At 61.1% G+C, this 23,674-nt stretch carries 17 protein-coding genes; 7 read left to right on the top strand and 10 right to left on the bottom strand.

All coding sequences use genetic code 11. The annotated features are described in order from the left end of the window. Nucleotides 1-33: 33 nt before the first annotated feature. The 6 genes from CAQU_RS01230 to CAQU_RS01205 form a co-directional block, all read right to left on the bottom strand. Nucleotides 34-2,277, bottom strand: coding sequence for a sialidase family protein (locus CAQU_RS01230; RefSeq protein WP_211276126.1), 2,244 nt, complete (start codon nucleotides 2,275-2,277; stop codon nucleotides 34-36). Nucleotides 2,278-2,491: 214 nt separating this feature from the next. Continuing rightward, complete coding sequence (locus tag CAQU_RS01225) at nucleotides 2,492-4,168, bottom strand: alpha-keto acid decarboxylase family protein (protein WP_075724535.1); 1,677 nt, start codon at nucleotides 4,166-4,168, stop codon at nucleotides 2,492-2,494. 280 nt (nucleotides 4,169-4,448) lie between these two features. Continuing rightward, nucleotides 4,449-5,903: an aldehyde dehydrogenase family protein gene (locus tag CAQU_RS01220; RefSeq protein ID WP_245797274.1), complete on the bottom strand. Its 1,455-nt coding sequence runs from the start codon at nucleotides 5,901-5,903 to the stop codon at nucleotides 4,449-4,451. Between the two features lie 169 nt (nucleotides 5,904-6,072). Next, nucleotides 6,073-7,062, bottom strand: coding sequence for an AraC-like ligand-binding domain-containing protein (locus CAQU_RS01215; RefSeq protein ID WP_075724533.1), 990 nt, complete (start codon nucleotides 7,060-7,062; stop codon nucleotides 6,073-6,075). Between the two features lie 129 nt (nucleotides 7,063-7,191). Further along, nucleotides 7,192-9,117 (bottom strand): FAD-dependent monooxygenase, encoded by a 1,926-nt coding sequence (locus CAQU_RS01210; protein ID WP_075724531.1) that lies wholly within the window; start codon nucleotides 9,115-9,117, stop codon nucleotides 7,192-7,194. Between the two features lie 172 nt (nucleotides 9,118-9,289). Continuing rightward, the gene (locus CAQU_RS01205; RefSeq protein WP_075728216.1) at nucleotides 9,290-10,654 is read right to left on the bottom strand and encodes an MFS transporter; all 1,365 of its coding nucleotides are present in this window, start codon (nucleotides 10,652-10,654) and stop codon (nucleotides 9,290-9,292) included. Nucleotides 10,655-10,941: 287 nt separating this feature from the next. Here CAQU_RS01205 and CAQU_RS01200 point away from each other — a divergent pair, with 287 nt between their 5' ends. From CAQU_RS01200 to CAQU_RS01170, 7 genes are all read left to right on the top strand, one after another. Then, nucleotides 10,942-12,459, top strand: a complete 1,518-nt coding sequence (locus CAQU_RS01200) for a fumarylacetoacetate hydrolase family protein (RefSeq protein ID WP_075724529.1) — start codon at nucleotides 10,942-10,944, stop codon at nucleotides 12,457-12,459. A gap of 49 nt (nucleotides 12,460-12,508) precedes the next feature. Continuing rightward, nucleotides 12,509-13,207: a GntR family transcriptional regulator gene (locus CAQU_RS01195; protein ID WP_075724527.1), complete on the top strand. Its 699-nt coding sequence runs from the start codon at nucleotides 12,509-12,511 to the stop codon at nucleotides 13,205-13,207. Further along, the gene (gene hpaE, locus CAQU_RS01190; RefSeq protein ID WP_075724525.1) at nucleotides 13,204-14,694 is read left to right on the top strand and encodes a 5-carboxymethyl-2-hydroxymuconate semialdehyde dehydrogenase; all 1,491 of its coding nucleotides are present in this window, start codon (nucleotides 13,204-13,206) and stop codon (nucleotides 14,692-14,694) included. The genes CAQU_RS01195 and hpaE overlap by 4 nt, the downstream gene beginning before the upstream one ends. 137 nt (nucleotides 14,695-14,831) lie before the next feature. Continuing rightward, nucleotides 14,832-15,923 (top strand): 3,4-dihydroxyphenylacetate 2,3-dioxygenase, encoded by a 1,092-nt coding sequence (gene hpaD / locus CAQU_RS01185; protein WP_084562657.1) that lies wholly within the window; start codon nucleotides 14,832-14,834, stop codon nucleotides 15,921-15,923. Nucleotides 15,924-16,047: 124 nt separating this feature from the next. Then, nucleotides 16,048-16,833, top strand: a complete 786-nt coding sequence (gene hpaH, locus CAQU_RS01180; RefSeq protein ID WP_075724523.1) for a 2-oxo-hept-4-ene-1,7-dioate hydratase — start codon at nucleotides 16,048-16,050, stop codon at nucleotides 16,831-16,833. Then, nucleotides 16,818-17,606, top strand: coding sequence for an HpcH/HpaI aldolase family protein (locus tag CAQU_RS01175; RefSeq protein ID WP_075724521.1), 789 nt, complete (start codon nucleotides 16,818-16,820; stop codon nucleotides 17,604-17,606). Before hpaH ends, CAQU_RS01175 begins: the two co-directional genes overlap by 16 nt. Nucleotides 17,607-17,921: 315 nt before the next feature. Beyond that, nucleotides 17,922-18,122: a hypothetical protein gene (locus CAQU_RS01170; RefSeq protein ID WP_075724519.1), complete on the top strand. Its 201-nt coding sequence runs from the start codon at nucleotides 17,922-17,924 to the stop codon at nucleotides 18,120-18,122. Between the two features lie 61 nt (nucleotides 18,123-18,183). On the opposite strand, the gene CAQU_RS01165 is transcribed toward CAQU_RS01170, so the two are convergent. The 4 genes from CAQU_RS01165 to CAQU_RS01155 all read right to left on the bottom strand — a co-directional run bounded on the left by CAQU_RS01165 (nucleotide 18,184) and on the right by CAQU_RS01155 (nucleotide 23,493). Beyond that, complete coding sequence (locus CAQU_RS01165) at nucleotides 18,184-19,149, bottom strand: DUF4862 family protein (RefSeq protein WP_075724517.1); 966 nt, start codon at nucleotides 19,147-19,149, stop codon at nucleotides 18,184-18,186. Nucleotides 19,150-19,396: 247 nt separating this feature from the next. Continuing rightward, entirely contained in the window at nucleotides 19,397-20,971 is a 1,575-nt protein-coding gene (locus tag CAQU_RS01160) for an aspartate:alanine exchanger family transporter (protein ID WP_075724515.1), read from the bottom strand. Between the two features lie 117 nt (nucleotides 20,972-21,088). Further along, nucleotides 21,089-21,337, bottom strand: a complete 249-nt coding sequence (locus CAQU_RS12535) for a hypothetical protein (RefSeq protein WP_157108845.1) — start codon at nucleotides 21,335-21,337, stop codon at nucleotides 21,089-21,091. A gap of 296 nt (nucleotides 21,338-21,633) precedes the next feature. After that, the gene (locus CAQU_RS01155) at nucleotides 21,634-23,493 is read right to left on the bottom strand and encodes an Hsp70 family protein (protein WP_084562655.1); all 1,860 of its coding nucleotides are present in this window, start codon (nucleotides 23,491-23,493) and stop codon (nucleotides 21,634-21,636) included. Nucleotides 23,494-23,674 lie beyond the last annotated feature (181 nt).

Below are 23,674 nucleotides of genomic sequence, written 5' to 3'. Positions count from 1 at the left end.
CCCCACCCCCGAAGGCGCACAACACTCAACGCTTCAAGCAGCGATCAACCAATCAGGATCCAGGATGGTGAAAAACACCCCCTGAAACTCCCGCTCCCACAACAACCCGATGCGACCATCCGGCAATTGACTCATGCACTGATACACGTAATGGCGGGGCTGAAAAACCCGGCTATGCGGCCACGTGCGACAACCATCAACACTGACACGCACCGCCCCACACCCCCTAAAAGGCAACATGCGGGAGGCATTAGCAAAAACAACAGCCTCCTTGCCGCTGCCAGGCAGCGTGATCGAAATGGCATTGGGCTGAGAAAAAATCTCCTCCAGCTCGTCCACGTAGTCCACCGGCCCAAAACTGTCCCCGCCGTCTTGGCTCATCGCATGCGCAACCTTGCCACTGGGGTGCTGGTTGCGGGCAAACAGATGCACCATCGTCTGTCCCTGTTCATCACAGGTTTCCACCACAGTGGACTCGTACAAACTGTCTGCCGGTGTCACCGGATCGCTCACGCCCTGACCCAAACGCCACGTGTCTCCCCCATCGTCGCTCATCATCAGCGCACAGGTGTAGTGATTCTGGCCTTCCCGCGCGCCGTAATACACCGGCACAACGATCCTGCCCGAACGCAACTGCACACCATTGCCGGGGCCCGTGCCGAGAAACACCATCCACGGCTTTTTCACCTGCGCCGTAATATCCCGCGGCGCAGACCACGTCGCACCATCGTCGTCGCTGTAGCGCACCGCAAGAAAACTGGTACGCGCCACCCGCAACGCCTGCGGATGCTCGCCCCCATCCGCTAGATAAATGTTTCCGACCTTTTCACCCGCCAGCGTCACATCGCCAGCGCTATTGACCCTGTAATCACTCGGGTTGCCCTCCAAGTCGCACACGTCTCCGGAATCTGAACAGAGGAACTGTTCACCTGAAGCGTCGTATAACAGCAACTGCCCGTCGGCGGTGTGGCCCGTTCCGGCTTCACAATTGGGCTGGCCTATGCCGCCGGGAAAATGATCCGTAATGAGCAAAACTCGCCCAGTCGAACGGTCCTGCACCAGTACCGGGTCAGTCACGCTACTGCCCCGGGCACCACCACCCGGCAACTGGCCGACGATGTGTGGTTCTTGCCAACTGCAACCGCCATCCAGGCTGCGGCGAAGAACAAAATTGATGTCATTCGGCGCGTCATTGTTGATGCTGACGCGCTGATCAGCCCCCGCAAGAACCACCCCGGATTCACAGGTCAAAAGTGTGGGAATCCGATACGAGGCCGCCCCCAAAAGACCAGTGTCGAACAAGGCCTGCGTTCGCAATGGAGCAGCAGAAACCAAACGCAACACCTCATGCGGGCTCAGGCAGCGATCAAAAATCGCAGCGGCGGTCGCCTCCCCGAAAAGGCGCGCCCCCTCAAGATCCTGGCCGACACACACCTGGTTGAGGCTGCCGAGGTCCGCGAAGAAAAACTCTCCCGGGCTCAGCGCCCGCTGATAGCCGTCGACATACACCGTCAATGCACCACGGCCACTGGTGACCACAAGATCGTGCCACCCACCATCATCGAAGCTCCCACCGGCAACGACTTCGCTATGTGTATGACCATCAAAGCTACCCACCACAAAGCCCCGGTCCGTTAAATTCACAGCCCACCACCCCAGGCTTCCGCGAGCCGCAAAAACCGTACCTGCCTGACCGCGCCCACGCGCCCGCACCCGCGCCCACACCGAACCTTCAGCAGTCCCGTCAAGGCGCCGCACGTCCCTGTCGCTGAGTGTCGCCGCGGCAAAGGTCACTGCCGGCTGGGGTTTTGCGGCCTGCGCGACATGCCCCTGCCAACTCAGCGGCTCAGCAAAAACGCGCAGCACACCGCAGTCAAGGATCCCTTGCGGATCAATGGTGAGCGACTCGGCTAAAAGCTGCTGCGTCCACACCGACAGGGAGGTCGAAAAAATCTCATAGCCCTCAATAAAGACGTGCATGCCGTCAACAGTCGATGTGACAGCCACCGTGTGCAGCGCCCCATCATCCAGACCGATCGCATCTTCGGCATCCAACCGTCGTGTGTGCTGTCGGGCGCGCACCACCCCGTCCAGCCGGCCGGAGGCAATAGTAAGCACCAACTCGCCTTGTGGCCCCACCAAGCGCAGCACCTCAGCGTCTGCGGTGGCGCGAAACGAGATGACCAAAGTTCCGCTACTACGGCGATCTTCTTCCGTAATCTTCACGGTCAATGGTTGACGCGGCGCTGGCTGAACATCGATGAGCAACTGAGCCATGAAAAGCGCTTCCTCCCAGAAGAAAGACTCTCTAGAATCCTCCCTCCACAATAGCCCTAGAAAAACACCTCCATGCACCGGTTTTCTACACCAGGTGCGCTACTAGATGAAGCCCAAATGGCATACCCCGCCGGCTGTCGCACTGTATATACAACAAACCCGCCAGCTGCTGCGGTACGGCAGCAACTGGCGGGTCGACTAGTGCTTGGAAAAACTAGGAGTTTTTCTTCGCTCCCTGAGCAACGGTGGCGGTGAAGTTCGCAAGCGAGGTGGGCACATCATCGCGGTCCATCATGACCTCGATCATGACGAGCTTGTCGGTGGTGTCCCAACCCTTAGCCAAAGCTTTTTTGAGCTCTGCCGGGGTACTGGCCCGCAGCACCAAGGTGTTGCTCTCGTCGCCGCCCATGGCGATCGGCACCTGCGGCCAGTTGTACTGAGGAATGTCGTTGTAGAGGGCATCCGGGCCGTGGATGGCACGTTCCACGGTGTAACCAGCGTTGTTGATGATCAGCATCAAGGGGTTGGTTTTCTCGCGCAGCATGGTGGAGATTTCCTGCACGGTGAGCTGGGCCGCCCCATCACCGCTGACCAGCACGGTGCGGCGGTCGGGTTCGGCGAGGCTGGCGCCCAAGGATGCGGGCAGTGCGAAACCGATGGATGCCCACACCGGCTGGCCCATGGATCCTGCGCCCTTCGGCAAAGGCTTACCGGCCAGGCCGAACATGGAGGTACCCAGGTCGGCGACGAGAATCGATTCGCTCGGCAACCAGGTAGTGATCAGGTCCCACAGATCGTCTTGACGAAGCTGGGCGTCCTGATCCGGCTCCGGGCGGGCCGGGGTGGCGATGTCGGCCAGGGGCTGCGGCACCGGCTGAGCAGCCGCGATCGCGCGGGTTACTGCCTCGATGGCGTCCGCCATCGCAATTGGGCCGTATTCGACGTGGCCGACCCGCGCGGACAGCGGGTCGATGGAGACAATGTCGGCCTCGTTGATCTCCGCGCTGAAACCGGCGGTGGCGGTGTCCGTGAACAGGGCACCGATGGTGATCAGGCGCTCGGCTTCCTCCACGGCGCGGCGGGTGCGTTCCGGGGACACAGCCGCCCAGTAGGCGCCCACAAACCGCGGGCTGTCATTATCGACGACACCGATAGACCACGGCAGGGTGGCGTAGGGCAGGTCGCAGGAGGCGATGAGCTTATCGGTGGCTTCCTGCGCGTGGTAGCGCTCGATGAGTCGGTCGGCGACGATGGTGGTCTTCTTGCCGGCCAAAAATTCGGTAGCTGCCTTTTCGAAGGCTTTGAGCGAATTCTGGGCGGTGAGTTCCCCAATATCATCGCGGATGTGTCCCATGGGGCGGGCAATTTCGGCGGCCGCCACGTCCGGGGACAAGACGAGGTACCCGGGGCGGGACTCGATCAGCATGGTGCGGATCACGCGATCAATTTCGGTGGCTGCATTATCCGGAGTAATCCAGGCCTGGGCGCAGGTCACGTGCTTAGCCATCTCGTAGAAGTGGCGGTAGTCGCCGTCGGCCAGGGTGTGGTGCACCTTGAGGTGGTTCTCCTGGCTGAAACGCACCGGGGCGCCCACGATGTGCAGCACCGGAACGTTTTCCGCATAGGAACCGCCGGTGGCATTGATGGCGGACAGCTCACCGACGCCGAAGGTGGTGACCATGGCGGCGAAGCCGCGCAGGCGGGCATAGCCGTCGGCGCAGTAGCCAGCGTTGAGTTCGTTGTTGTTACCGACCCAGCGGAGCTTCTCGTGGTTCAGGATGTTGTCCAAAAAGGACAGGTTGAAATCGCCTGGAACGCCAAAAATCTCGTCGATTCCGGTTTCCGCAATCCGGTCAAAAAGATAGTCTGCGACGGTATAGGTGCTGGACACTGTGGTGAGTGCTCCTCGTGTTGGGGGTTTATGGTGTGGTGGCTTGGGCACTGGCTGGGGTGGCGAGTGCTTAAAAAAACGGCGCTACGCGGGGTGGTGCGTGAGCTGTCGAACTACTGTCACCAGTGAAAAGATACCCGAAGATGGGCATGATCCGGTTGTTGCAGCTGCTTAGCCATAATTCTCGCCACCGGTTGGGCGGGCGCGCTGCCACGCGGGTTTTTCGCGGCGTGGCAGCGCGCTGGTGGTGGGCTAGGGCTGGTGTCGTGGGGTGGCGGGCCTAGGAGCCGTAGTGCAGCCACACGGTCTTTTCCTCGGTGTAGCAGTCCAGCGCCCACTTGCCCATCTCGCGGCCCCACCCGGAGGCCTTGTAGCCACCCCAGGGTGCGGCCATGTCCGGGATGGGCAGCATGTTGATGAACACCGCGCCGCTGCGCAGGCCGTTGGCGATGCGCTGGGATTCGCCGATGTCTTTGGTCCACACGCTGGCGGCCAGGCCGTATTCGGTGTTGTTGGCGCGAGCGAGGGTGTGCATGAGGTCGTCTTCGCCGTCGTAGGACATCACAGACAGCACCGGGCCGAAGATTTCCTCCCGGGCGAGCGACATCTCGTCGGTCACGCCGGTGAACAGGGTGGGGGCGACGAAGAAGCCATCGCGGTCGACGCGCTCACCGCCGGTGACCAGGGTTGCCCCTTCGCGTTTGCCGGAGTCGATGAGGTTCATGACGTGGCCGACGTGCTTTTCGCTGACCAGCGGGGTGACCTGGGTGTTGGGGTCCTGGCCCGCACCAATGGTCATCGAGCTCATGGCTTGGGACATTTTGGTGACGAATTCGTCCTCGATGGCCTTGTCGACGAAGAAGCGGGTGTAGGCGGCGCAGACCTGCCCGGAGTTCAACAGCGCACCGCCCAGGTTGCCTTCGACGGCCTTGTCGATGTCGGCGTGGCGGGTGATGATCGATGGCGCCTTGCCGCCGAGTTCCAGGGTGAGGCGCTTGAGGTTGGATTCCGCAGAGGCCTTGGTGATCATCTTTCCGACCGCGGTGGAGCCGGTGTAGGACAGGTGGTCGACGTCCATGTGGCTGCTGAGCATTGCCCCGACGTCGCCGGCACCGGTGACAATGTTGACCACGCCGTCCGGCACACCGGCTTGGCTGCACAATTCCACCAGACGCAGGCTGGTCAGCGGGGTGACTTCGCTGGGTTTGATCACACAGGTATTGCCGGTGGCCAGGGCCGGGGCGAGCTTCCAGGCGAGGATCATCAGCGGGAAGTTCCACGGGGTGATCAGGGCGTTGACGCCGACGGGTTCGCGGCGGGTGTAGTTGAGGGTGTCGGGGAAGGAGATGGGGTTGACGGTGCCTTCCATCTTGGTGACCCAGCCGGCGTAGTAGCGGAAGTGGTTGGCGGCACCGGCGACGCTGACGGTTTGGGATACGCCGAGGGGCTGGCCTTGGTCGAGGGTTTCCAGCTGGGCGAGCTCATCGGCGTGTGCCTCGATCAGGTCGGCGATGGCGAAGAGAACGGCGGCGCGTTGCACGGGAAGCATTCCGGCCCATTCGGGGTTGTTTAGGGCTTTGCGCGCAGCGGCGACGGCGCGGTCGACGTCGGCTGCGGTGGCGGAGTGGATGGCGGCGATTTGTTCGCCGGTGGCCGGGTTGTAGGTGGGGATGGCGGTGCCGGTGCCTTCGACGGGGTTGCCGTCGATCATCATGCGGGTGGGGATGGTGCTCATCGCTTGTGCTCCTCCTGGTGCGGGTGCCCGGTGGGCGGGCGGGACGAACGCCACATTTGTGTGACGTGAGATACACACAGGCTAGGTGTTGGGAAAGCAAACCACTTGCGTTTCGGCGCAGCGAAATACACTTTCAGCGCACCATCCCCACCCCAGGGTCGGGGGCGCTTTACGCAGCGTGTTGCGCACTTTCCGCCGGCGCCCCCTCGGCGCGCGCCCGGGCGCGGGCGGCCCGCGGGGTCATGCCGTAGCGGGTTTTGAAGGCGCGGGAGAATTGGGCCGGGTCGGGCATCCCGACTTTGGCGGCGATCAGGGACACCGGCAGGTGGCTGAGGGAGGGATCGCCCAGCATGTAGAGCGCCTTGTGGAGGCGTTTTTTCTTCAACAACTGGCACACGGTGGTGCCGCGGGAGCGAAACAGTGCGTGCAGGTGGCGCACGCTGATGAAGTGGGCGGCGGCGATGGCGGCGGGATCGAGTTCCTCATCGGGGAGGTGCTGGTCGATGTAGGCCTCGATGGTGGCGAGCATTTGGGAGCGCTCATCGATGGCTGCACCTAGTTGTTGGGCGCTTGCCGCAAGCGCCGGGTTGATTAGGGCGAGGCTGCCGGTGGCGTATTGTTGCCCGAACCCGGAGCTAAGTACCGCAAGGTTGGAGGCCAGCCCGCCGAGCATGCCGACCATGGGGGCGAGTTGTTGGGATGTGCCGACCAGCCGTTGTCCCAGGAGGGACTCCAGTGAGCTGTCGGCCAGGGTGAGGTGTTCGCGTTCCATTTGCACGACCAGGATGTCGCCGGGGGAATCGAAGGTGACCTCGTAGGGGCTGGTGGTGTCGTAGAGGACGACGTCGCCTTTTTCTACCGAACTGGTTACCCCGCGTTGGGTGATGGTGGAGGTGCCGGTGAGTTGCACGCTGAGTTTGAGGCAGTGCGGGTCGCTGGGGTGGATGTGTTTGGCGTGCCTGCGCACCTGGTGGGCGGTGGCTTTAATGCGGGTGAAGCTGAGTTTGCCGACGCGTTGGCTGGTGATGTGGCCGGTGAAGGTGTCGTCGTTGTGGGCTTCGATATCCAGGTGGAGAAATCCGCTGTGAACCGCGGCGCGGTAGTCTGCGAGGTTCAGGGGTTGTTCGAGCGCGGGCGCGCCAGCCGGTTGTGGGGTCATGGTTTTCCTCCTGGATAGGGGTGTAGGCCCACACCACCCACCTGTGTTATTTGCGTCTATACAGGTGGGTGGTGGGGCTGGTGTGTGGTGTCCCACCGAAAAGGGGTGGGCGGGTTGTCCTCCTTGGGGTTAGTTGCTGGCGAAGATGGGGTTGAGGAATTCGGCGATCCCCTGGGTGTCGTCGAGGCTGAACACTCCGGCGACGTATTGGTCGGGGCGGACAACGACGATGGCGCCTTGGCGGTCGATGTTGCGGGCGTCGAAGAAGTCGCGTTCGCCGAGTTGGCGGTGGGTGCTGCGGGCAACGAAGGACTGGTTGTAGTCGGTCAGGCCGAAGGGGCCGACGACTGGTTTGAAGGCGTTGGGCACGTCGGGGTGTTCGACTTGGGTGTGATCACCCTGGTAGATGACCTTGGTGTCGAACAGGGCGTTGGTGTCGCCGTCTGCCGGGGTGTAGCGCACCTGCGGGCTGTTTGCGTCGCTCATCCACCATTGCGCCCAGTCGGCGGTTTTGGTGGAGTCGGCGGGGGTTGCACCGTCGGCGAAGACGTAGATGCGCCAGCGGCCATCGGCTTGGTGGAGGTGGCCGAGTTCGTGGACGGTGGCGTCGCAGGTGCGGGTGACGGGGTAGCTGCGGAAGCGTTTGCCGATGGGGTAGCCGGCGGCTAGGTGCTGGTTGCGGTCGTCGGCGGTGATCAGCGAGGGCTGGTAGCAGGTCATGAAGCCGGCGGGGAATTCTGCGGTTTTGACGTAGAAGTCTTCCAGGAAGCTGGGGTCTTCGAATTCCTCCGGCGGGGTGGCCATGAGGGTGGACCATTCTTTGTCGAAGTTGATCAGGTCTTGGGCGACTACTTGACGTTCGTCGCAGTAGGTGCGTAGCAGTTCGTCGCCGCCGTAGCCGGATAGTGCTTGGCCGAGTTTCCAGCCGATGTTCCAGCCGTCTTGCATGGACACGTTCATGCCTTGGCCGGCTTTGGCGGAGTGGGTGTGGCAGGCGTCGCCAGTGATGAATACGCGCGGGACGTCGGTGTCGGTGTGGCAGTTGTCGAATTTGTCGGTCAGGCGGTGGCCGACTTCGTAGACGCTGTGCCAGGCGACGTTTTTAACGTCGAGGGTGTAGGGCTTCATGATGGCCTGGGCTTTGGCGATGATTTCTTCGATGCTGGTGTCGCGGATGGTGCCCTTGTTGTGTTCTTCGACGATGCCGAGGTCGACGTACATGCGGAACAGGTGGCCGCCTTCGCGGGGGATGAGCAGGATATTGCCGCCGCTGCGGGATTGGATGGCGCATTTGAGGCGGATGTCCGGAAAATCGGTGGTGGCGACGACGTCCATCACGCCCCAGGCGTGGTTGGAGGCGTCGCCTTTGAGGGTGCGGCCGATGGATTTGCGCACTTGGGAGCGCGCGCCGTCGCAGCCGATGACGTATTTGGCGCGGATGATGCGCTCGGTGCCGTTGGTGTCGCCGCAGTTGTCGTCGCAGACGCAGCGGACGGTGACGTGGACGGGGTAGTCGGGGTCTGCGTCGGCGCCGGTGTCTTTGATGTCGAGGTCGAGGAATTCGTAGCCGTAGTCCGGTTTCATGCGGGTGGGGCTTTTCGCCATGTAGTTGGCGTAGTAGTCGAGCACGCGCGCTTGGTTGACGATCAGATGCGGGAATTCGGAGATTCCTTCGGGATCGTCGATGGTGCGGGTGGTGCGTTCGATGGCGTCGCTGCCGTCGGCGGCGGGCTTCCAGAAGGCCATTTCGGTGATCTGGTAGGCCTCGCCGGTGATTTCGTCGGCGAAGCCGAAGGCTTGGAAGGTTTCGACGCTGCGGGCTTGGATGCCGTCGGCTTGGCCGAGGATGAGGCGGTGGGGGCGGCGTTCGATGATGCGGGTGGTCACGTTGGGGTACATCGACAGCTGGGCGGCGGCGATCATGCCGGCGGGCCCGGAGCCGACGATGAGGACGTCGACTTCGTCGGGGAGTCGTTCTGGGCGGTCGATGCCGGTGCCAGCGACGGGGAGGGTGCGGGGGTCTTCGGAGACGTAGCCGTGGTGGTGGAATTCCATGGCTTTTTCTACCTTTCAGTTTCAGGGGGTGTGCAGGGCCGCATCGCGTGCGTCGCGGCGTGACCGGGTGGGGTGTGGTGGAGTTGGGAAAATCAGAATTAGGAAGGTGGCCGGCGTGGCCAAGCTGGGGGTACCCCGCAGGCGGCGGTGTGGGCGCCTGCGGGGTGGTGGTTTATTTCGCGCCGACGCGCAGCGGGCTTTTCGCCTGCTGTTGCTCGTGGTCGGGGCCGAGCGGGATACCGGAGCGGTCTTTGAGGACGAACACTGCGATAAAGCCGATGAGAGACATGGCGACCAGGTAGTAGGTGACGTTGGTGGTTGCGCCGGTGCGTTCGACGATGGCGGCGGCGATCATCGGGGAGAATGCACCACCGAGAATGGCGCCGATGGCGTAGGAGATGGAAACACCGGAGAAGCGGATGCTGGCGGGGAAGAGTTCGGCGTACAGGGCTGCCTGGGGTCCGTAGGTGAGGCCGAGGCCGAGGGTGAGGAACACCAGCGCGATGAGCAGCTTGGTGGGGTCGGCGGTGTTGACCAGGGGGAACAGGGTGATGGCACCGATGGCTTGGAGGATGAAGCCGATGAGGTAGGTGGTGCGGCGGCCGATGTAGTCGGACACCCAGCCCGCAAACAGGGTGAAGATGAGCCAGCTGACCGCGGAGATGGTGACCGCGCCGAGCACATCACCGCGCTCCAGTCCGACCGGCCCGTTGGGGTCGGTGGCGTAGTTCTGGATGTAGCCGCCGGTGGTCATGTAGCCGACGGCGTTGTTGCCGGCAAAGATCAGGGCGGCGACGATGACCAGCAGGAAGTGGTTGGAGAACAGGTCTTTGACCGGCGCGGAGGCGGTTTCGGCGCGCTGTTCCATTTCAGCGAACACGGGGGATTCTTCCACGCCGTGGCGGATGAAGAAGCCGACGATGATGAGCACGACGGACAGCAGGAAGGGGATGCGCCAGCCCCAGGCGAGGAAGGCGTCGCCGGGGGCGATGGAGTTCATCAGCTGCAGGATGCCGGAGGCCATGAGCAGGCCGAGCGGCACGCCGATCTGGGGGCTGGCGCCGAACAGGCCGCGGCGGGCGACCGGTGCGTGTTCGACGGCCATGAGGACCGCGCCGCCCCATTCGCCGCCGGCGGAGATGCCCTGGATGATGCGCAGCAGGATCAGCAGGGCGGGCGCCCACAGGCCGATGGTGTCGTAGGTGGGCAGCACACCGATCAGTGCGGTGGCTGAGCCCATCATGATCAGGGTGACCATGAGGACCTTGCGGCGGCCGATTTTGTCGCCGAAGTGGCCGGCGAGGAAGGCACCTAAGGGGCGGAAGAGGAAGGACAGGCCGACGGTGAGGAAGCCGACGATGGTGGCCAGGCCGGGGCTGAGGTTGGAAAACATCACGGTCTTAAAGACCAGGCCGGCGGCGATGGCGTAGACGAAGTAGTCGTACCACTCGATGGCGGTGCCGACAATCGTGGCGGCGGCGACGCGACGCTGCTCCTTGTCGACGTGGCGGACAGCGTCGACGGCTGACTCTTCCATCGGCGGGTGGGTGAAGTGTGGTTTTTGTGGCGACACGGGGTCCTCCGAAAATTTCATATCAAATCTGTGAGGTTCTTCCCTGGAAGTGATTATCAGCTTCTTGGGAAGTGTTTTTCACTTAGATAGTGGAAAATCGCCTTATAGTGCATTGATACTACTATTCAGGCGGGCTATCTAATGTGTCCCCAGTCGCATGTTGGGTGAATGTGTGACCGGGATTGCTTGCGGGCTTGGGGCAAATCATATACGATTTTGCTCAACGCGCAAGGACTTGCTAGGAGGAAAACTTGAGCGAGATCACAAAAACCCCGGTCACGCCGGGAAAAATAATTGCCGTCCACGTCGCCTATAACTCCCGCGCAGCACAGCGCGGACGCTGGCCGAAAAAGCCTTCCTACTTCCAAAAGGCCACCAGCTCCGCCGCCGCCAGCGGCGCAGACGTCGTCCGCCCCGCCGGCTGTGAACTGCTCGCCTTCGAAGGCGAAATCGCACTAGTCATCGGCAAGGAAGCCAAAAACGTCCCCGCCGAGACGGCCTGGGAGTACGTCGGCGCAATCACCGCCTCCAACGACTGGGGCATCTACGACTACCGCGCCCAGGACAAAGGCTCGAACACCCGCTCCAAGAGCCGCGACGGCTACACCCCGATCGGCCCGGAGCTCATCGATGCCGCCAGCATCGACCCGAAAGCCATCCGCATCCGCACCTGGGTCAACGGCAACATCGCACAGGAAGCCATCACCGATGACGAGGAAATGATCTTCCCCTTGTCCCAATTCGTGGCCGACCTGTCGCAGCACATGACGCTGCACCCGGGCGATGTCATCCTCACCGGCACCCCCGCCGGATCCACCGTCGCCCAGCCCGGCGACATCGTCGAGGTCGAAGTCGACTGCCCCACCATCAACGGCACCCCCAGCTCCGGGCGGTTGGTCTCCAAGGTGGTCGAAGGCCCCGGCGACTTCGACGACACAGTCGGCATGCTGCCCCAAATCGACGACAAACAAAAAGAAGACGCCTACGGCACCCGCGAGGCCGCCGGCCTAGATCCCGTCGACGACCTAGGCACCATGGATGAGAGCCTGCGTGAGCTGCTCATGCGCACCCCGACCGCCGGACTGTCCGCGCAGCTGCGCAACCGGGGGCTGAACCAAACCAGCATCGAAGGCGTCTACCCCCAAACCCCCGGCACCAAAATGGTGGGCGTGGCCGCCACCTTGCGTTTCCTCCCCGGCCGCGAAGACCTCTTCACAACCTACGGCGGCGGCTACAACGCCCAAAAACGCGCCTTCGACGCGCTGCGCCCCGGCCAAGTACTGGTCATCGAAGCCCGCGGCGAACAAGGCTCCGGCACCCTCGGCGACGTGCTCGCCCTGCGCGCCCAACACCTCGGGGCCGCAGGCATCGTCACCGACGGCGGCATCCGCGACTACACCCCCGTCGCCGAGGTTGGACTGCCGGTGTTCGGCCACGCCAAACACCCCGCCGTGCTGGGACGCAAACACATCCCCTACGATTCTGGCCAACCCATCGGATGTGGCAACGCCACCGTCTTCCCCGGCGACATTATCGTCGGTGACGACGACGGCGTCATCGTCATCCCCCGCGCCCTAGCGTGGGAGGTCGCCATCGACGCCGCCAAGAAAGAAATCCAGGACGAATGGGTCGCCGAGCGCGTCGCCGAAGGCCACAAAGTCGACGGGCTTTTCCCGCCCGTCGGACAGTGGAAGCAGGCCTACGCCGACTACCTCGCCGCCAACCCCCACCTGGAAGAAGCCATCCCGGCGCCGCCGAACTCACCCTAGCGGCCGGCACCGGGACTCACAGCCCAACCACCAAGGACCGCACGCCACCATGCCCAGCACAAACCTGACCGGATACAGCAAAACCCAACTCGCCTACCAACTGGTGAAAGAAAAAATCACCAGCGGCGAATTCGCCCCCGGCCACCGGATCGTGCTGGCACCCCTGGCGGAGATGCTCAACACCTCCGTCGTTCCCGTCCGTGAAGCACTACGCCAACTCGAAGCCGAAGGGCTCATCGAACACGAACGCAACGTCGGCGCCCGCGTCGCCATGGTGGACCGATCCGACTACCTGGACTGCATGTTCACCATCGGAGTCCTCGAAGGAGCAGCCACCGCGGCCGCCGCGCCCCACTTAAGCGCCGACGACCTCGCCCACGCCGCCGCCATCAACGCCGACATGGGAAAACTGCTCGACAACTTCGACGCCGCCGCCTTCACCGACCTCAACTACCGCTTCCACCGGGCACTCTTCAACAAATGCCCCAACCGCAGGCTCGTTGACCTGGTGGAATCCGACTGGGAACGACTCAGCTACCTGCGCGAATCAACCTTCGCTTTCGTCCCCAACCGGGCCGCCGAATCGGTGACCGAACACCACAAAATCCTCACCCTCATCGAAATCAACGCAGACCACTGCTACATCGAAAAAGTCGCCCGGGAACACCGCCACGGCACGCTCAACAGCTACCTGACATCCATCAAACAACACCCCTCACACTCAGCCACAGGAGAAACCACACCATGACCACCTTGCCCACCGGAATGCCCGAGAAAATCCAGCACTACATCGGCGGCAAATTCGTCGACTCCATCGACGGCGACACCTTCGACGTCATCAACCCCGTCGACAACACCGCCTACATCACCGCAGCCTCCGGCAAAAAAGAAGACATCGACGCCGCCGTCACCGCCGCCCACAAAGCCTTCACCCAAGGCCCCTGGCCGACCATGCTGCCCCGCGAACGCGCCCGCATCCTCAACAAAATCGCCGACATCGTCGAATCCCGCGACAAAGTGCTCGCCGAAATGGAATCCTTCGACTCCGGCCTGCCCATCACCCAAGCCCTCGGCCAGGCGCGCCGCGCCGCCGAAAACTTCCGCTTCTTCGCCGACCTCATCGTCGCCCAAACCGACGACGCTTTTAAGGTGCCCGGCCGCCAGGTCAACTACGTCAACCGCAAACCCATCGGCGTGGCCGGCCTGATCACCCCGTGGAACACCCCCTTCATGCTGGAAAGCTGGAAACTCGCCCCGGCGATCGCCACCGGCAACTGCGTGGTCCTCAAGCCCGCCGAATTCACCCCCCTGTCCGCCTCCCTGTGGGCCGGCATTTTCGAAGAAGCAGGCCTGCCCGAAGGCGTCTTCAACCTGGTCAACGGCTTCGGTGAAACCGCCGGCGACGCCCTGGTCAAACACCCCGATGTACCGCTGATTTCCTTCACCGGCGAATCCAAGACCGGCCAAATCATCTTCGGCAACGCCGCCCCCTACCTCAAGGGGCTGTCCATGGAGCTCGGCGGCAAATCCCCCGCCATCGTCTTCGCCGACGCCGACCTCGACGAAGCCATCAACGCCACCATCTTCGGCGTGTTCTCCCTCAACGGTGAACGCTGCACCGCCGGCTCCCGCATCCTCGTCCAGCGCGACATCTACGACGAGTTCGTCGAGCGCTACGCCGCCCAAGCCAAGCGCGTCAAAGTCGGCCTTCCCTCCGACCCCAGCACCGAAGTCGGCGCCCTGGTGCACCCCGAGCACTACGACAAGGTCATGAGCTACGTCGAGATCGGCAAGAGCGAAGGACGCCTCGTGGCCGGCGGCGGCCGCCCCGAAGGTTTCCCCGAGGGCAACTTCGTCGAACCCACCGTCTTCGCCGATGTTTCCCCCGACGCCCGCATCTTCCAGGAAGAAATCTTCGGCCCCGTCGTCGCCATCACCCCCTTCGACACCGACGAGCAGGCCCTCGAGTTGGCCAACAACACCCGCTACGGCCTGGCCGCCTACGTGTGGACCAGCGACCTCAAGCGCGCCCACAACTTCGCCCAAAACATCGACGCCGGCATGGTGTGGCTGAACTCCAACAACGTCCGCGACCTGCGCACCCCCTTCGGCGGCGTGAAGGCCTCCGGCCTGGGACACGAGGGCGGCTACCGCTCCATCGACTTCTACACCGACCAGCAGGCCGTCCACATCACCCTCGGCGAAGTCCACAACCCGGTCTTCGGCAAGCAATAACCCCACCACCTACTCCCCCGCCGGGCACACCCGCCCGGCGGGGTGGGTTCCTGCACCCAAAATCCCCCACACCCCATATCCCTTTTCCCCGTTTGACCCGCATTCGTGCACCCCACCGCATCAGAAAGGCCCCCGCCATGACCACCAACACCCCCGACAAGATCTGCCCGCCAGACGTTTTGCGCTGCGCCTACATGGAGCTCGTCGTCACCGACCTGGAAGCCTCCCGCAAGTTCTACGTCGACGTCCTCGACCTGGTGGTGACCTACGAGGACGAAAACACCATCTACCTGCGCTCCATGGAGGAGTTCATCCACCACAACCTGGTGCTGCGCAAGGGCGATACCGCCGCCGTCGGTATCTTCTCCTTCCGCGTCCGCAGCCCCGAAGACCTCGACAAGGCGCAGGCTTTCTACGAGGCACGCGGCTGCCGCGTGGAACGCAACAAGGACGGCTTCGTCAAGGGCATCGGCGACTCGGTGCGCGTGCAGGATCCGCTGGGCTTCCCCTACGAGTTCTTCCACAACGTCGAGCACGTCGAGCGCCTGTGCTGGGCCTACGACAAGTACACCCCCGGCGCGCTGGTGCGCCTGGACCACTTCAACCAGGTCACCCCGGACGTTCCGACCGCGGTGGAGTACATGGAGGATCTGGGTTTCCGCATCACCGAGGACATTCGCGACGATGAGGGCACGGTGTATGCGGCGTGGATGCGCCGCAAGCCGACTGTGCATGACACCGCGATGACCGGTGGTGATGGCCCGCGGATGCACCACATTGCGTTCGCTACCCACGAGAAGCACAACATTTTGGCGATCTGCGACAAGTTGGGTGCGCTGCGCTTGAGCGACCACATTGAGCGCGGCCCGGGCCGCCATGGCGTGTCGAATGCGTTCTACCTGTACTTGCGTGATCCGGATGGTCACCGCGTGGAGATTTACACCCAGGATTACTACACCGGCGATCCGGATAACCCGGTGGTGACCTGGGATGTGCACGATAATCAGCGCCGCGACTGGTGGGGCACCCCGGTGGTGCCGAGCTGGTACACGGATGCGTCCCGGGTGCTGGATTTGGACGGCAACTTGGTGCCGTTGGTCAGCCGCACCGATGCCTCCGAGTTGGAGGCCACCATCGGTGCCGATGGTTTCTCCTACACCCGTAAGGACGATTCTGAGCCGATGCCGGAGTGGAAGCAGGGCGAGTTCAAGCTGGGCCACCAGCTCTAGTTGCAGCCCCGCGCGGCAGTGAGGATCCGTTTTTCGGTGCCGCGCGGGGTTGTCGCCCTTTAGGCTGGGGAGCAATCCTCGGCCGTTGTTGCCTAGTTGTTTTTCTTTTCAGGAGTTGTTGCCCATGCTTTCTCGCGACACGATTGTTGGTATTGCTGACGAGTTAGCCCAAGCGGAAAAAGACCGCTCGATGGTGCCGTTGTTGACGGCTCGTTACCCGGAGATGACGGTGGAGGATTCCTACGCCGTGCAAAACGAGTGGCGGGCTCGTGGCGAGAAAGCCGGCCGCCGTTTGGTGGGCCGCAAGATCGGTTTGACCAGTAAGGTCATGCAGGTCGCTACCGGTATTACGGAGCCGGATTATGGGGCGATTTTCTCCGACATGGTCTACGAGTCCGGCGCCCAGATTGAGCATGAGCAGTTCACCGGTGTGCGCATTGAGGTGGAGTTGGCGTTTGTGCTCAAACAGGATCTGGTTGGCCCGCATGTGACCATGTTCGACGTGTTGCGTGCCACCGAGTATGTGGTGCCGGCGTTGGAGATTTTGTCTTCCCGCATCGAGATGGAGGGCCGCACCATTGTGGACACCATCGCTGATAATGCGGCGATGGGCGCGATGGTGGTTGGTGGCCGCCCGGTGGCCCCGGATGCGGTGGATTTGCGCTGGGTGGGGGCGTGTTTGTACCGCAACGAGATCATTGAGGAGTCCGGGGTGTCGGCGGCTATTTTGGGCCACCCGGCCACGGGTGTGGCGTGGTTGGCGAACAAGCTGGCCGCCCACGATGATCATTTGCGTGCCGGCGACATCATTTTGGCGGGCTCTTTTACCCGCCCGATGTGGGTGTATCCGGGCGATAGTGTGTACGCCGATTTTGGTGAGTTAGGAACGATTTCATGCAGCTTCCACTGACGTTTGCCGACAAGCTCGAGCAGGCATCTGACCCGCAGGTGGGCCTGTGGGTGTGTTCCGGCTCGAGTGTGTGCGCTGAGTTGATTGCTGGCGCGCAGCCGAACTGGGTACTGGTCGACGGGGAGCACTCCCCCATCGGTTTGGAGACCATCGTTGGTTTGCTGCACACCATTGCCGCTTATGATGCAACCCCCGTGGTGCGAGTTCCGGTGCTGGATACGGCGCTGATTAAGCAGTATTTGGACTTGGGCGCGCAGAACATCATGGTGCCGATGGTGCATACCCCGCAGATGGCGGCTGATGCTGTGGCCGCCATGCACTATCCGCCGAAAGGCGTGCGCGGTGTGGGCAGCGCGCTGGCGCGGTCTTCTCGCTGGAATCGGGTACCGAACTACCTGGGCACCGCCAGCGACACCGTGAGCCTGACGGTGCAGATTGAATCGGCGCAGGCGGTAGCCAATGCTGCGGCGATCGCGGGAACCGATGGGGTGGACGCACTGTTTATCGGGCCTGCGGATCTGGCGGCCGACATGGGGTTGATCGGCCAGCAGGATCACCCCAAGGTGATCCAGGCGGTTAAGGACACCATCGCGGCGGCGAAGGCCCAGGGCAAGAAGGTCGGCGTGAATGCTTTCGCGCCGGCGCAGCAGGCTGAGTACCTGGCTGCCGGTGTTGATTTCATCGCGGTCGGCGCGGATGTGCAGCTGCTGGCTAAGGCATCCGGCACCCTCGTAAAAGACACCGCGGACATCATTGCCGCGCACAAGGGGTAGTTCTCACTGGCGGGCGCGCTTTTTACACCGGGCACCACAGCTAAAAAGCGTTCCCACCAGCCCCAGAAGCACAGCGCCAAGCAACAAAAGGGTTATGATTTGCGCATGATTGTTGAGTTGCTGGCACTGTTTATCCACCTGTTTATTGGCGCCTTAGGGTTAATTAGTTTTCTTCCGGGTGGCACCCTGTCGCTGGAGGCTTTCGCCACCCTCTAGCACCAACTCGGCGCTACCCGTGGTCTTCGCATCAGTCCACACGCCACCAGGTGATTTGTTAGCGTCGAAGAAAATAACCCCCACAGGAAAGGACATCTCATGCGACTGACAGATGACAACACCTTCAAGTGGGGATTCGTTCTCATGATCATCGGGGTTGTCGTCCTGGCTATTGGCACGGCGTGGAAGTGGATTGCCGACGGCTCTGTCCCGCTGATGTTTGTGTCGCTGACCATTGTGACTGCGCTAAACACCGCGGTCATCTACACCACCAAGAAGCGCCAGCCACAGGGACACTAACCCATAAAAAGCGGGTGTCACCTCACACTGCAGGAGGTGACACCCGCTTCGTGTTGCCGTCCTATCGACCTGGCTTAGCGATCGCCGCACGGTGAATGTGGGATAGCATCTCGACGCGTTCTTCAAGTGTGGCGTCCTTCGGCACACAGCACTTTGCGCCCAGGTAGCAGGCCCCCACCGCCAGCTTCGCCCCTTCATCGATGAGGGCTTCGGTCATCAACGAGGCCGGCTCGTCGGTGGCCGCCGGCAGATGCCCATCAATCCACTCCGGGCCGTAAGCGGTTTCCTCTGGAGAAGCCCCGCTAAACAGCACGCCGGCGAGCACCCCGGCATCAGCCGCCTGTGCGATGTGCTGGTTAGGCACCACAGCGCCCCGGCTGCCAACTGCACTGCGCCCCCAGTTCAACGACACCCTCAGGCCGAACTGCCGAGCAAGCGCGATCTCATCCTCCAACAGCAGGAAGCCTTTTTCCGGCTCATGCGTGCGCACCACCCCATCGGGGCTTAGTCCTTCAGCATCAGTCGTGGATGTTTTTTCGTCGCAGTGCTCAATCACCAACTGCGTCGCACCCCAATCCCAGCCAGAGATTTCCTCAATGGAAGCCGCAAAAGCTTCGGGCGTACAGGTATTTTTCGGCGCCGAATGCAACGCAACATAGTCGAACAGGTGCCCATAGCGGGCGTGCATCTGCTGCAGAACGTGGTGCACCTCCCGGAGGAATTCCACCGCCCGCGCCCGCCCCTTCTCATCCGGACTAGCCAGACCGAAACTCGGATCCTCCCACATGCTCACCATGGTGCCCGGAATCGGCGTGAGCACACTGCGGTTAAACCGCCCCGACATGAGCCCACCGAGAAAATCACGCGAATCCTCATCGCGGAGCTGCCCGGGGAACGGGACCTCTAAGCCCTGCACCCACCCGGTGTCAGCAAGCAGATCAAAATAGGTGGCCTGGCCTTGAGGGTCTTGGGGTTGCGATGCATAAGCACCAACGACGAAGGGAAGTTCCCGGCGGTCACACGACATGATGGCTCCTTGAAAAACGGCCCGCACCCAGTCGCAATCACAACAGCAGCCCATGCCACCTGCGCGCGGGAAAAACTTGGCAACTCGATGCCTCCCACACCACTGGTTCGTGGAACGCACCAACCTCAAGCATGCTCCTTTTTCAACCCACATGCGCACCACGGGAACAAAAACACCCGCCAGGCACGCACAAGGCGCCTGCTTGAACAAGTCAAAGCAGGCGCCACCAAGCAACAGCGTCACATCTTTAGAACAAGATGATGGTCTGGGCCACCAGAATTTTCACGATCATCGCCAGCGGGAACATCATCGCGTACCCCACCGGCACCCGCGGATCCCCACCCGTGCGGTCATTAGCGAAAGCCAACACCGCCGGCTGAGTCTGGGAACCACCAATGACACCAGCAAGGGTCGTGCCACCCATCTTCATCACCAGGCGCATGCTCAAATAAATGCCAGTGCACAGCGTCAAAGTGATCGCCGCGCCCACGATCAAAATCTTCCACCAATCCCCACCAGCAAACGCATCACTGACCAAACCGCCCGCCTTCACGCCGGCCTGCGCAAGAAAGACCAACAGGCCAAAATCCGCCAACACCTGGGTAGCGGTGAAAGGCATCGTGGTGGCAAAACGACCCACCCGACCAATACGCCCAAAAATCAGGCCCACCAGCAACGTGCCACCGGCAGCACCCAAACTAAACGACGCACCCGACGGCAGGGGAATATTGACCGCCCCCAACAAGATTCCCAAGGTCATGCCAATACCCAGCGCCACCGGCGTAATAGAGGTCAACCCGCGGGAAGAATCCCCAAAGTAGTCAGAAATATCTTTCAGCATCCCCGCAGGGAACACCACGCGCACCCGATCACCGGGCTGCAGCTGCACATCCCCGGTAGCGATCATGTCCACATCACCCCGACGCACCCGAGAAATCGTCGCGCCGAAACGCTCCTCCACATCAAGGCTGGACAGCCGGCGACCATACAACTTCGGATTCGACACCGTAATACGGCGGAAGTCCAAATCATGCCGATCCACCATCAAAGAATGATGGGAACTATGGCCCAAATACTCGGTGGCAGCACGCACAGACTCCGCCGTACCCACCACCGTCAACAGATCCCCCCGGCGCAACACATCCCCGGCCACAGGGTGCACCACAGGGCCATCATCCCCGTGGCGGATACGCGAAAACGTCAACTCCTGACCAGCACGCGCACCCACATCACCCAAGGTCGGCCCATCGTTGCGCTCCACACGGATGGTGACGTTTTCCACCGGCTGCGGCTCATCCTTGTCCTGTGCGCTATGACGCAACGCCAACAAAATAAACCCCAGCGGCGCGAGCACACCAAACAGATACGCCACCGCATAACCCACCGTCGCCTCAGGAAACGAAGCAGCAACCGCCGCCAACGTCGGAGTCGAATTCAGTGCACCCGCAAACGTTCCACCAATAATGCCCGGCGACAAACCGAAAGCATTTCCCAACCCGAACGCCACGGCACCACAGGCAACAATGACGATGGTCTGCAAAATCAACGGGGCCCACGCCGTTTTCATCGCGGCAAAAAAGTTCGGCCCGCTTGCCATACCGATCGAAAACGTCAGTGTCGCCAAGCCGACCTGCCCCACCGCATCCGGGATGGCCAACTCCACCCCATGCTGCTTAGCAAAAGCCGACACACCAATAGCCAAAAACAGCACCGCAGCCGCACCCAAAGACACGCCTTTTACTTTGATGCTGCCGACCGCCATGCCGAGGCCGAGGAACAGAAAAATCATCAGCAGCGGATTCGCCGCCAGGTATTCAAGCATTACGAATGCCCATACTTCTTCCCACCCCAAGAAGATGCCGAAAACACCAAGAAACCAAAACAACTGGCAAATCGGCAGCTGGTCGCGGCATGCGCCACGATCGCCCTAACCCTGGGGTTACTGTGTGGTTTTATTTCTGGTTTGACGCATACGTTGGGAAAACCAACGCGGCTCAGAAGCGGCACCTTCTTCACCCCATAAGCGAAAAACACCAGCATCGACACAAATCGACAGCTGATGCACCTCACTCAAGAATGCGAATCCCCTCCATTGTCGCAGGAAAATCGCAGATATTGCCAATGCCCAATCACAGCACTCACACGGCGGCGAGCCTTCCCACTTCCCCCAAAAGACTTCTTTTGCCATTAGCGCACGCTGTCAAAGCCCACCCGAACCACACAAAAACCCACACAAAACCACAAAAACACAGGTAGTGCAGGGCTGCAATCTGAGCAAACTTGGGCGTTCCATCCACGAGGGCGCCATCGCAGAATGCATATGAACAGAAAGGTTCAAGCCAAACGACAAGGCGGGGTGTGAAAAACCACACGAGCCCCTGTGCGTTTAAACACTGCAAGTACCAAGCCCAAAGCTACAACTCCGACCCGATCCTCAACTCCCCCGCCTTAAAGCATCTTCACCCAGGGTCGTTCGCACAGCCCCTAAATGAGCGAGGAGGAGTCGGCAAAGCGCTGAGCCGCATCACGATCGACAAAACCGGAAACGCTTCCAGAAAAAACTTCATTCAGGTTGGAAAATTCTAGAGTGTACGCACTCCCAGAATTAACAATCCGCGCAAAAGTTTTAGGATCCCCGGTATCAAGAATTAACGCCGGTTCGCCATTGATTCCGTAAACGTTATCGTCCCTGATCGACCCCGCCTTCTTCATCGCCTCTAGCTTGTCGATAAAGAAGTCCAATTCCAGCGGCCCTCCACTTTCTGAAAACTCTTTTACGCCTACGCCACCCAGCGCGCATTTCACCGCTTTTCCAGAAGTGCTTTCGTGGTACTTGCAATCCGCAAGATCCCCCTTGAGTGCTGCGGGAATTTTTGCGACATATGAAGCTTTCACATCACCAGGCTCTTCCGCATGATTCGCTTGCTTAAGCGTGTCACCCTCCAGCCGATCCCCTGCAGGCTCAACCGATGCCTGCTCCCCATCTGCGTGCCCCTGCACAGCACCTTCGCTCCCCGAATTTTTGCTCCACACAAAACCACCCAGACCCACAAGCAGGAGAACCAACAAGATTCCGAGTGCTAAGACAACGCGCCTCTTAGGACTTGCTTCAGCTACTGGCTTGTACTCACGCTGGACATCATTAACGACAGGCAGGACATTCGTCTCCTGCGAAGCATCATTGCTCGAACTCAAAGACTCCGGCTGTTCACCACCCGGGTGCGACCCCTGATAATCAGTCGCTGCTACCCCGCGGACCACACGTCGCGCGGCTACCAGTGCCCCCTGCACAACAACAGTCTTCGGATCATCCAGAGTCACAACAGGACCCACCGACTTCATTTCCTCTTGAACAACGGGAATCCTGGATGAACCTCCGGTTAAATAGAGCGCCACCAAATCATCAGACTCAGCAATTCCCGCATCAGATAAAGCCGCTCGCGTGAGATTGACCGCCTGAGCCAGCACCGGTGCAATCAGCGCTTCAAACTCGCTGCGAGAAATCTGCAGACGCTCCGTATCAAAAGAGTCCGTTGCAACATTGACCGTCGCCGATGCAGACTCACTGAGCAGCTCTTTTGCCCGACGCACCGAGTCTTCCAGCGCAAAACGTTCCGCTAACGTTGCACTCTTGCGTAAGTACTCAAGCAACTCCGGATTATTGTCTTCAAGTTGCCGATCAACCCATTTTCGCAGCAACGCATCGAACGTTTTACCGCCAATTGCGTTACTACCCCGCGCAGCAATGACCTTAAAAGATTCATCACTTTGCGCTTCCAAAACTGCTACATCTAGAGTGCCGCCACCGAAATCAAAAACGGCAATCTTCTCACCAGGCTCGAGTTTGCGAGCGGCAGAATAATAATGAGCAGCTGCCTGAGGCTCCGAAACAGTGGTGATATGTTCCGTCCCAAGCCCCAAAGATTGCGCAGCTTCGAGCAATACACGAATCTCAGATTCCGACCAGGCTTCAGGGTGCGTAAGCACGAGTTGAGCTGGCCGATTCCCGCCATGTTCTCGCACTGCTTTCTGTACTACTGCACTCAACACCGCTGCGACAGGAACCGAACTTGGAACTTCGACGCCCCCGAAATGGAATGACTGTTGAGCAATCAAACGCTTCGGTGCGGGAATAAAGCCTTTAGGATCAACTTCGGCTTTGGCAATAGCTGATTCCCCAGTTTCCACCGCGTCCAGAGACTCCATGTACACCGAAGATGGCATGGTGTTGTTTCCATTAGACAAGTTAATTGTCTCGACCAGCGCTTCGCCTGTGCTTTCATGCGCGGCAGCGGTATTGGATGTTCCAAAATCAATACCAAGAGTCCAGTCTGAAGTACTCATCACGGTTCACTCGTTCCTAGATTGCAATTATGCTTCGTTTTCAAGATAGGTTTTCGGTCGGAGTCTTGATCTTTGAACACGACCAATGAGTCAGGGGTTTCAGAGAAAGAACCAAAACATCCACGCTGGTAAGAATCATCTGCAAAGCGGCCAGATCCAAAATTAATCGGATCCAGCCGCC

Origin of the sequence: Corynebacterium aquilae DSM 44791, assembly GCF_001941445.1 — a bacterium.
Taxonomy (GTDB): domain Bacteria; phylum Actinomycetota; class Actinomycetes; order Mycobacteriales; family Mycobacteriaceae; genus Corynebacterium; species Corynebacterium aquilae.
This window is presented reverse-complemented; position numbering and strand designations above follow the sequence as displayed.

Coding starts and splice junctions, on each gene's coding strand:
- CAQU_RS01230 (WP_211276126.1), bottom strand. CDS start 2,277: ATGGCTCAGTTGCTCATCGATGTTCAGCCAGCGCCGCGTCAACCATTG.
- CAQU_RS01220 (WP_245797274.1), bottom strand. CDS start 5,903: ATGAGCACCATCCCCACCCGCATGATGATCGACGGCAACCCCGTCGAA.
- CAQU_RS01215 (WP_075724533.1), bottom strand. CDS start 7,062: ATGACCCCACAACCGGCTGGCGCGCCCGCGCTCGAACAACCCCTGAAC.
- CAQU_RS01210 (WP_075724531.1), bottom strand. CDS start 9,117: ATGGAATTCCACCACCACGGCTACGTCTCCGAAGACCCCCGCACCCTC.
- CAQU_RS01205 (WP_075728216.1), bottom strand. CDS start 10,654: ATGGAAGAGTCAGCCGTCGACGCTGTCCGCCACGTCGACAAGGAGCAG.
- CAQU_RS01195 (WP_075724527.1), top strand. CDS start 12,509: ATGCCCAGCACAAACCTGACCGGATACAGCAAAACCCAACTCGCCTAC.
- hpaE (WP_075724525.1), top strand. CDS start 13,204: ATGACCACCTTGCCCACCGGAATGCCCGAGAAAATCCAGCACTACATC.
- hpaD (WP_084562657.1), top strand. CDS start 14,832: ATGACCACCAACACCCCCGACAAGATCTGCCCGCCAGACGTTTTGCGC.
- hpaH (WP_075724523.1), top strand. CDS start 16,048: ATGCTTTCTCGCGACACGATTGTTGGTATTGCTGACGAGTTAGCCCAA.
- CAQU_RS01175 (WP_075724521.1), top strand. CDS start 16,818: ATGCAGCTTCCACTGACGTTTGCCGACAAGCTCGAGCAGGCATCTGAC.
- CAQU_RS01170 (WP_075724519.1), top strand. CDS start 17,922: ATGCGACTGACAGATGACAACACCTTCAAGTGGGGATTCGTTCTCATG.
- CAQU_RS01165 (WP_075724517.1), bottom strand. CDS start 19,149: ATGTCGTGTGACCGCCGGGAACTTCCCTTCGTCGTTGGTGCTTATGCA.
- CAQU_RS01160 (WP_075724515.1), bottom strand. CDS start 20,971: ATGCTTGAATACCTGGCGGCGAATCCGCTGCTGATGATTTTTCTGTTC.
- CAQU_RS12535 (WP_157108845.1), bottom strand. CDS start 21,337: ATGGCAAAAGAAGTCTTTTGGGGGAAGTGGGAAGGCTCGCCGCCGTGT.
- CAQU_RS01155 (WP_084562655.1), bottom strand. CDS start 23,493: ATGAGTACTTCAGACTGGACTCTTGGTATTGATTTTGGAACATCCAAT.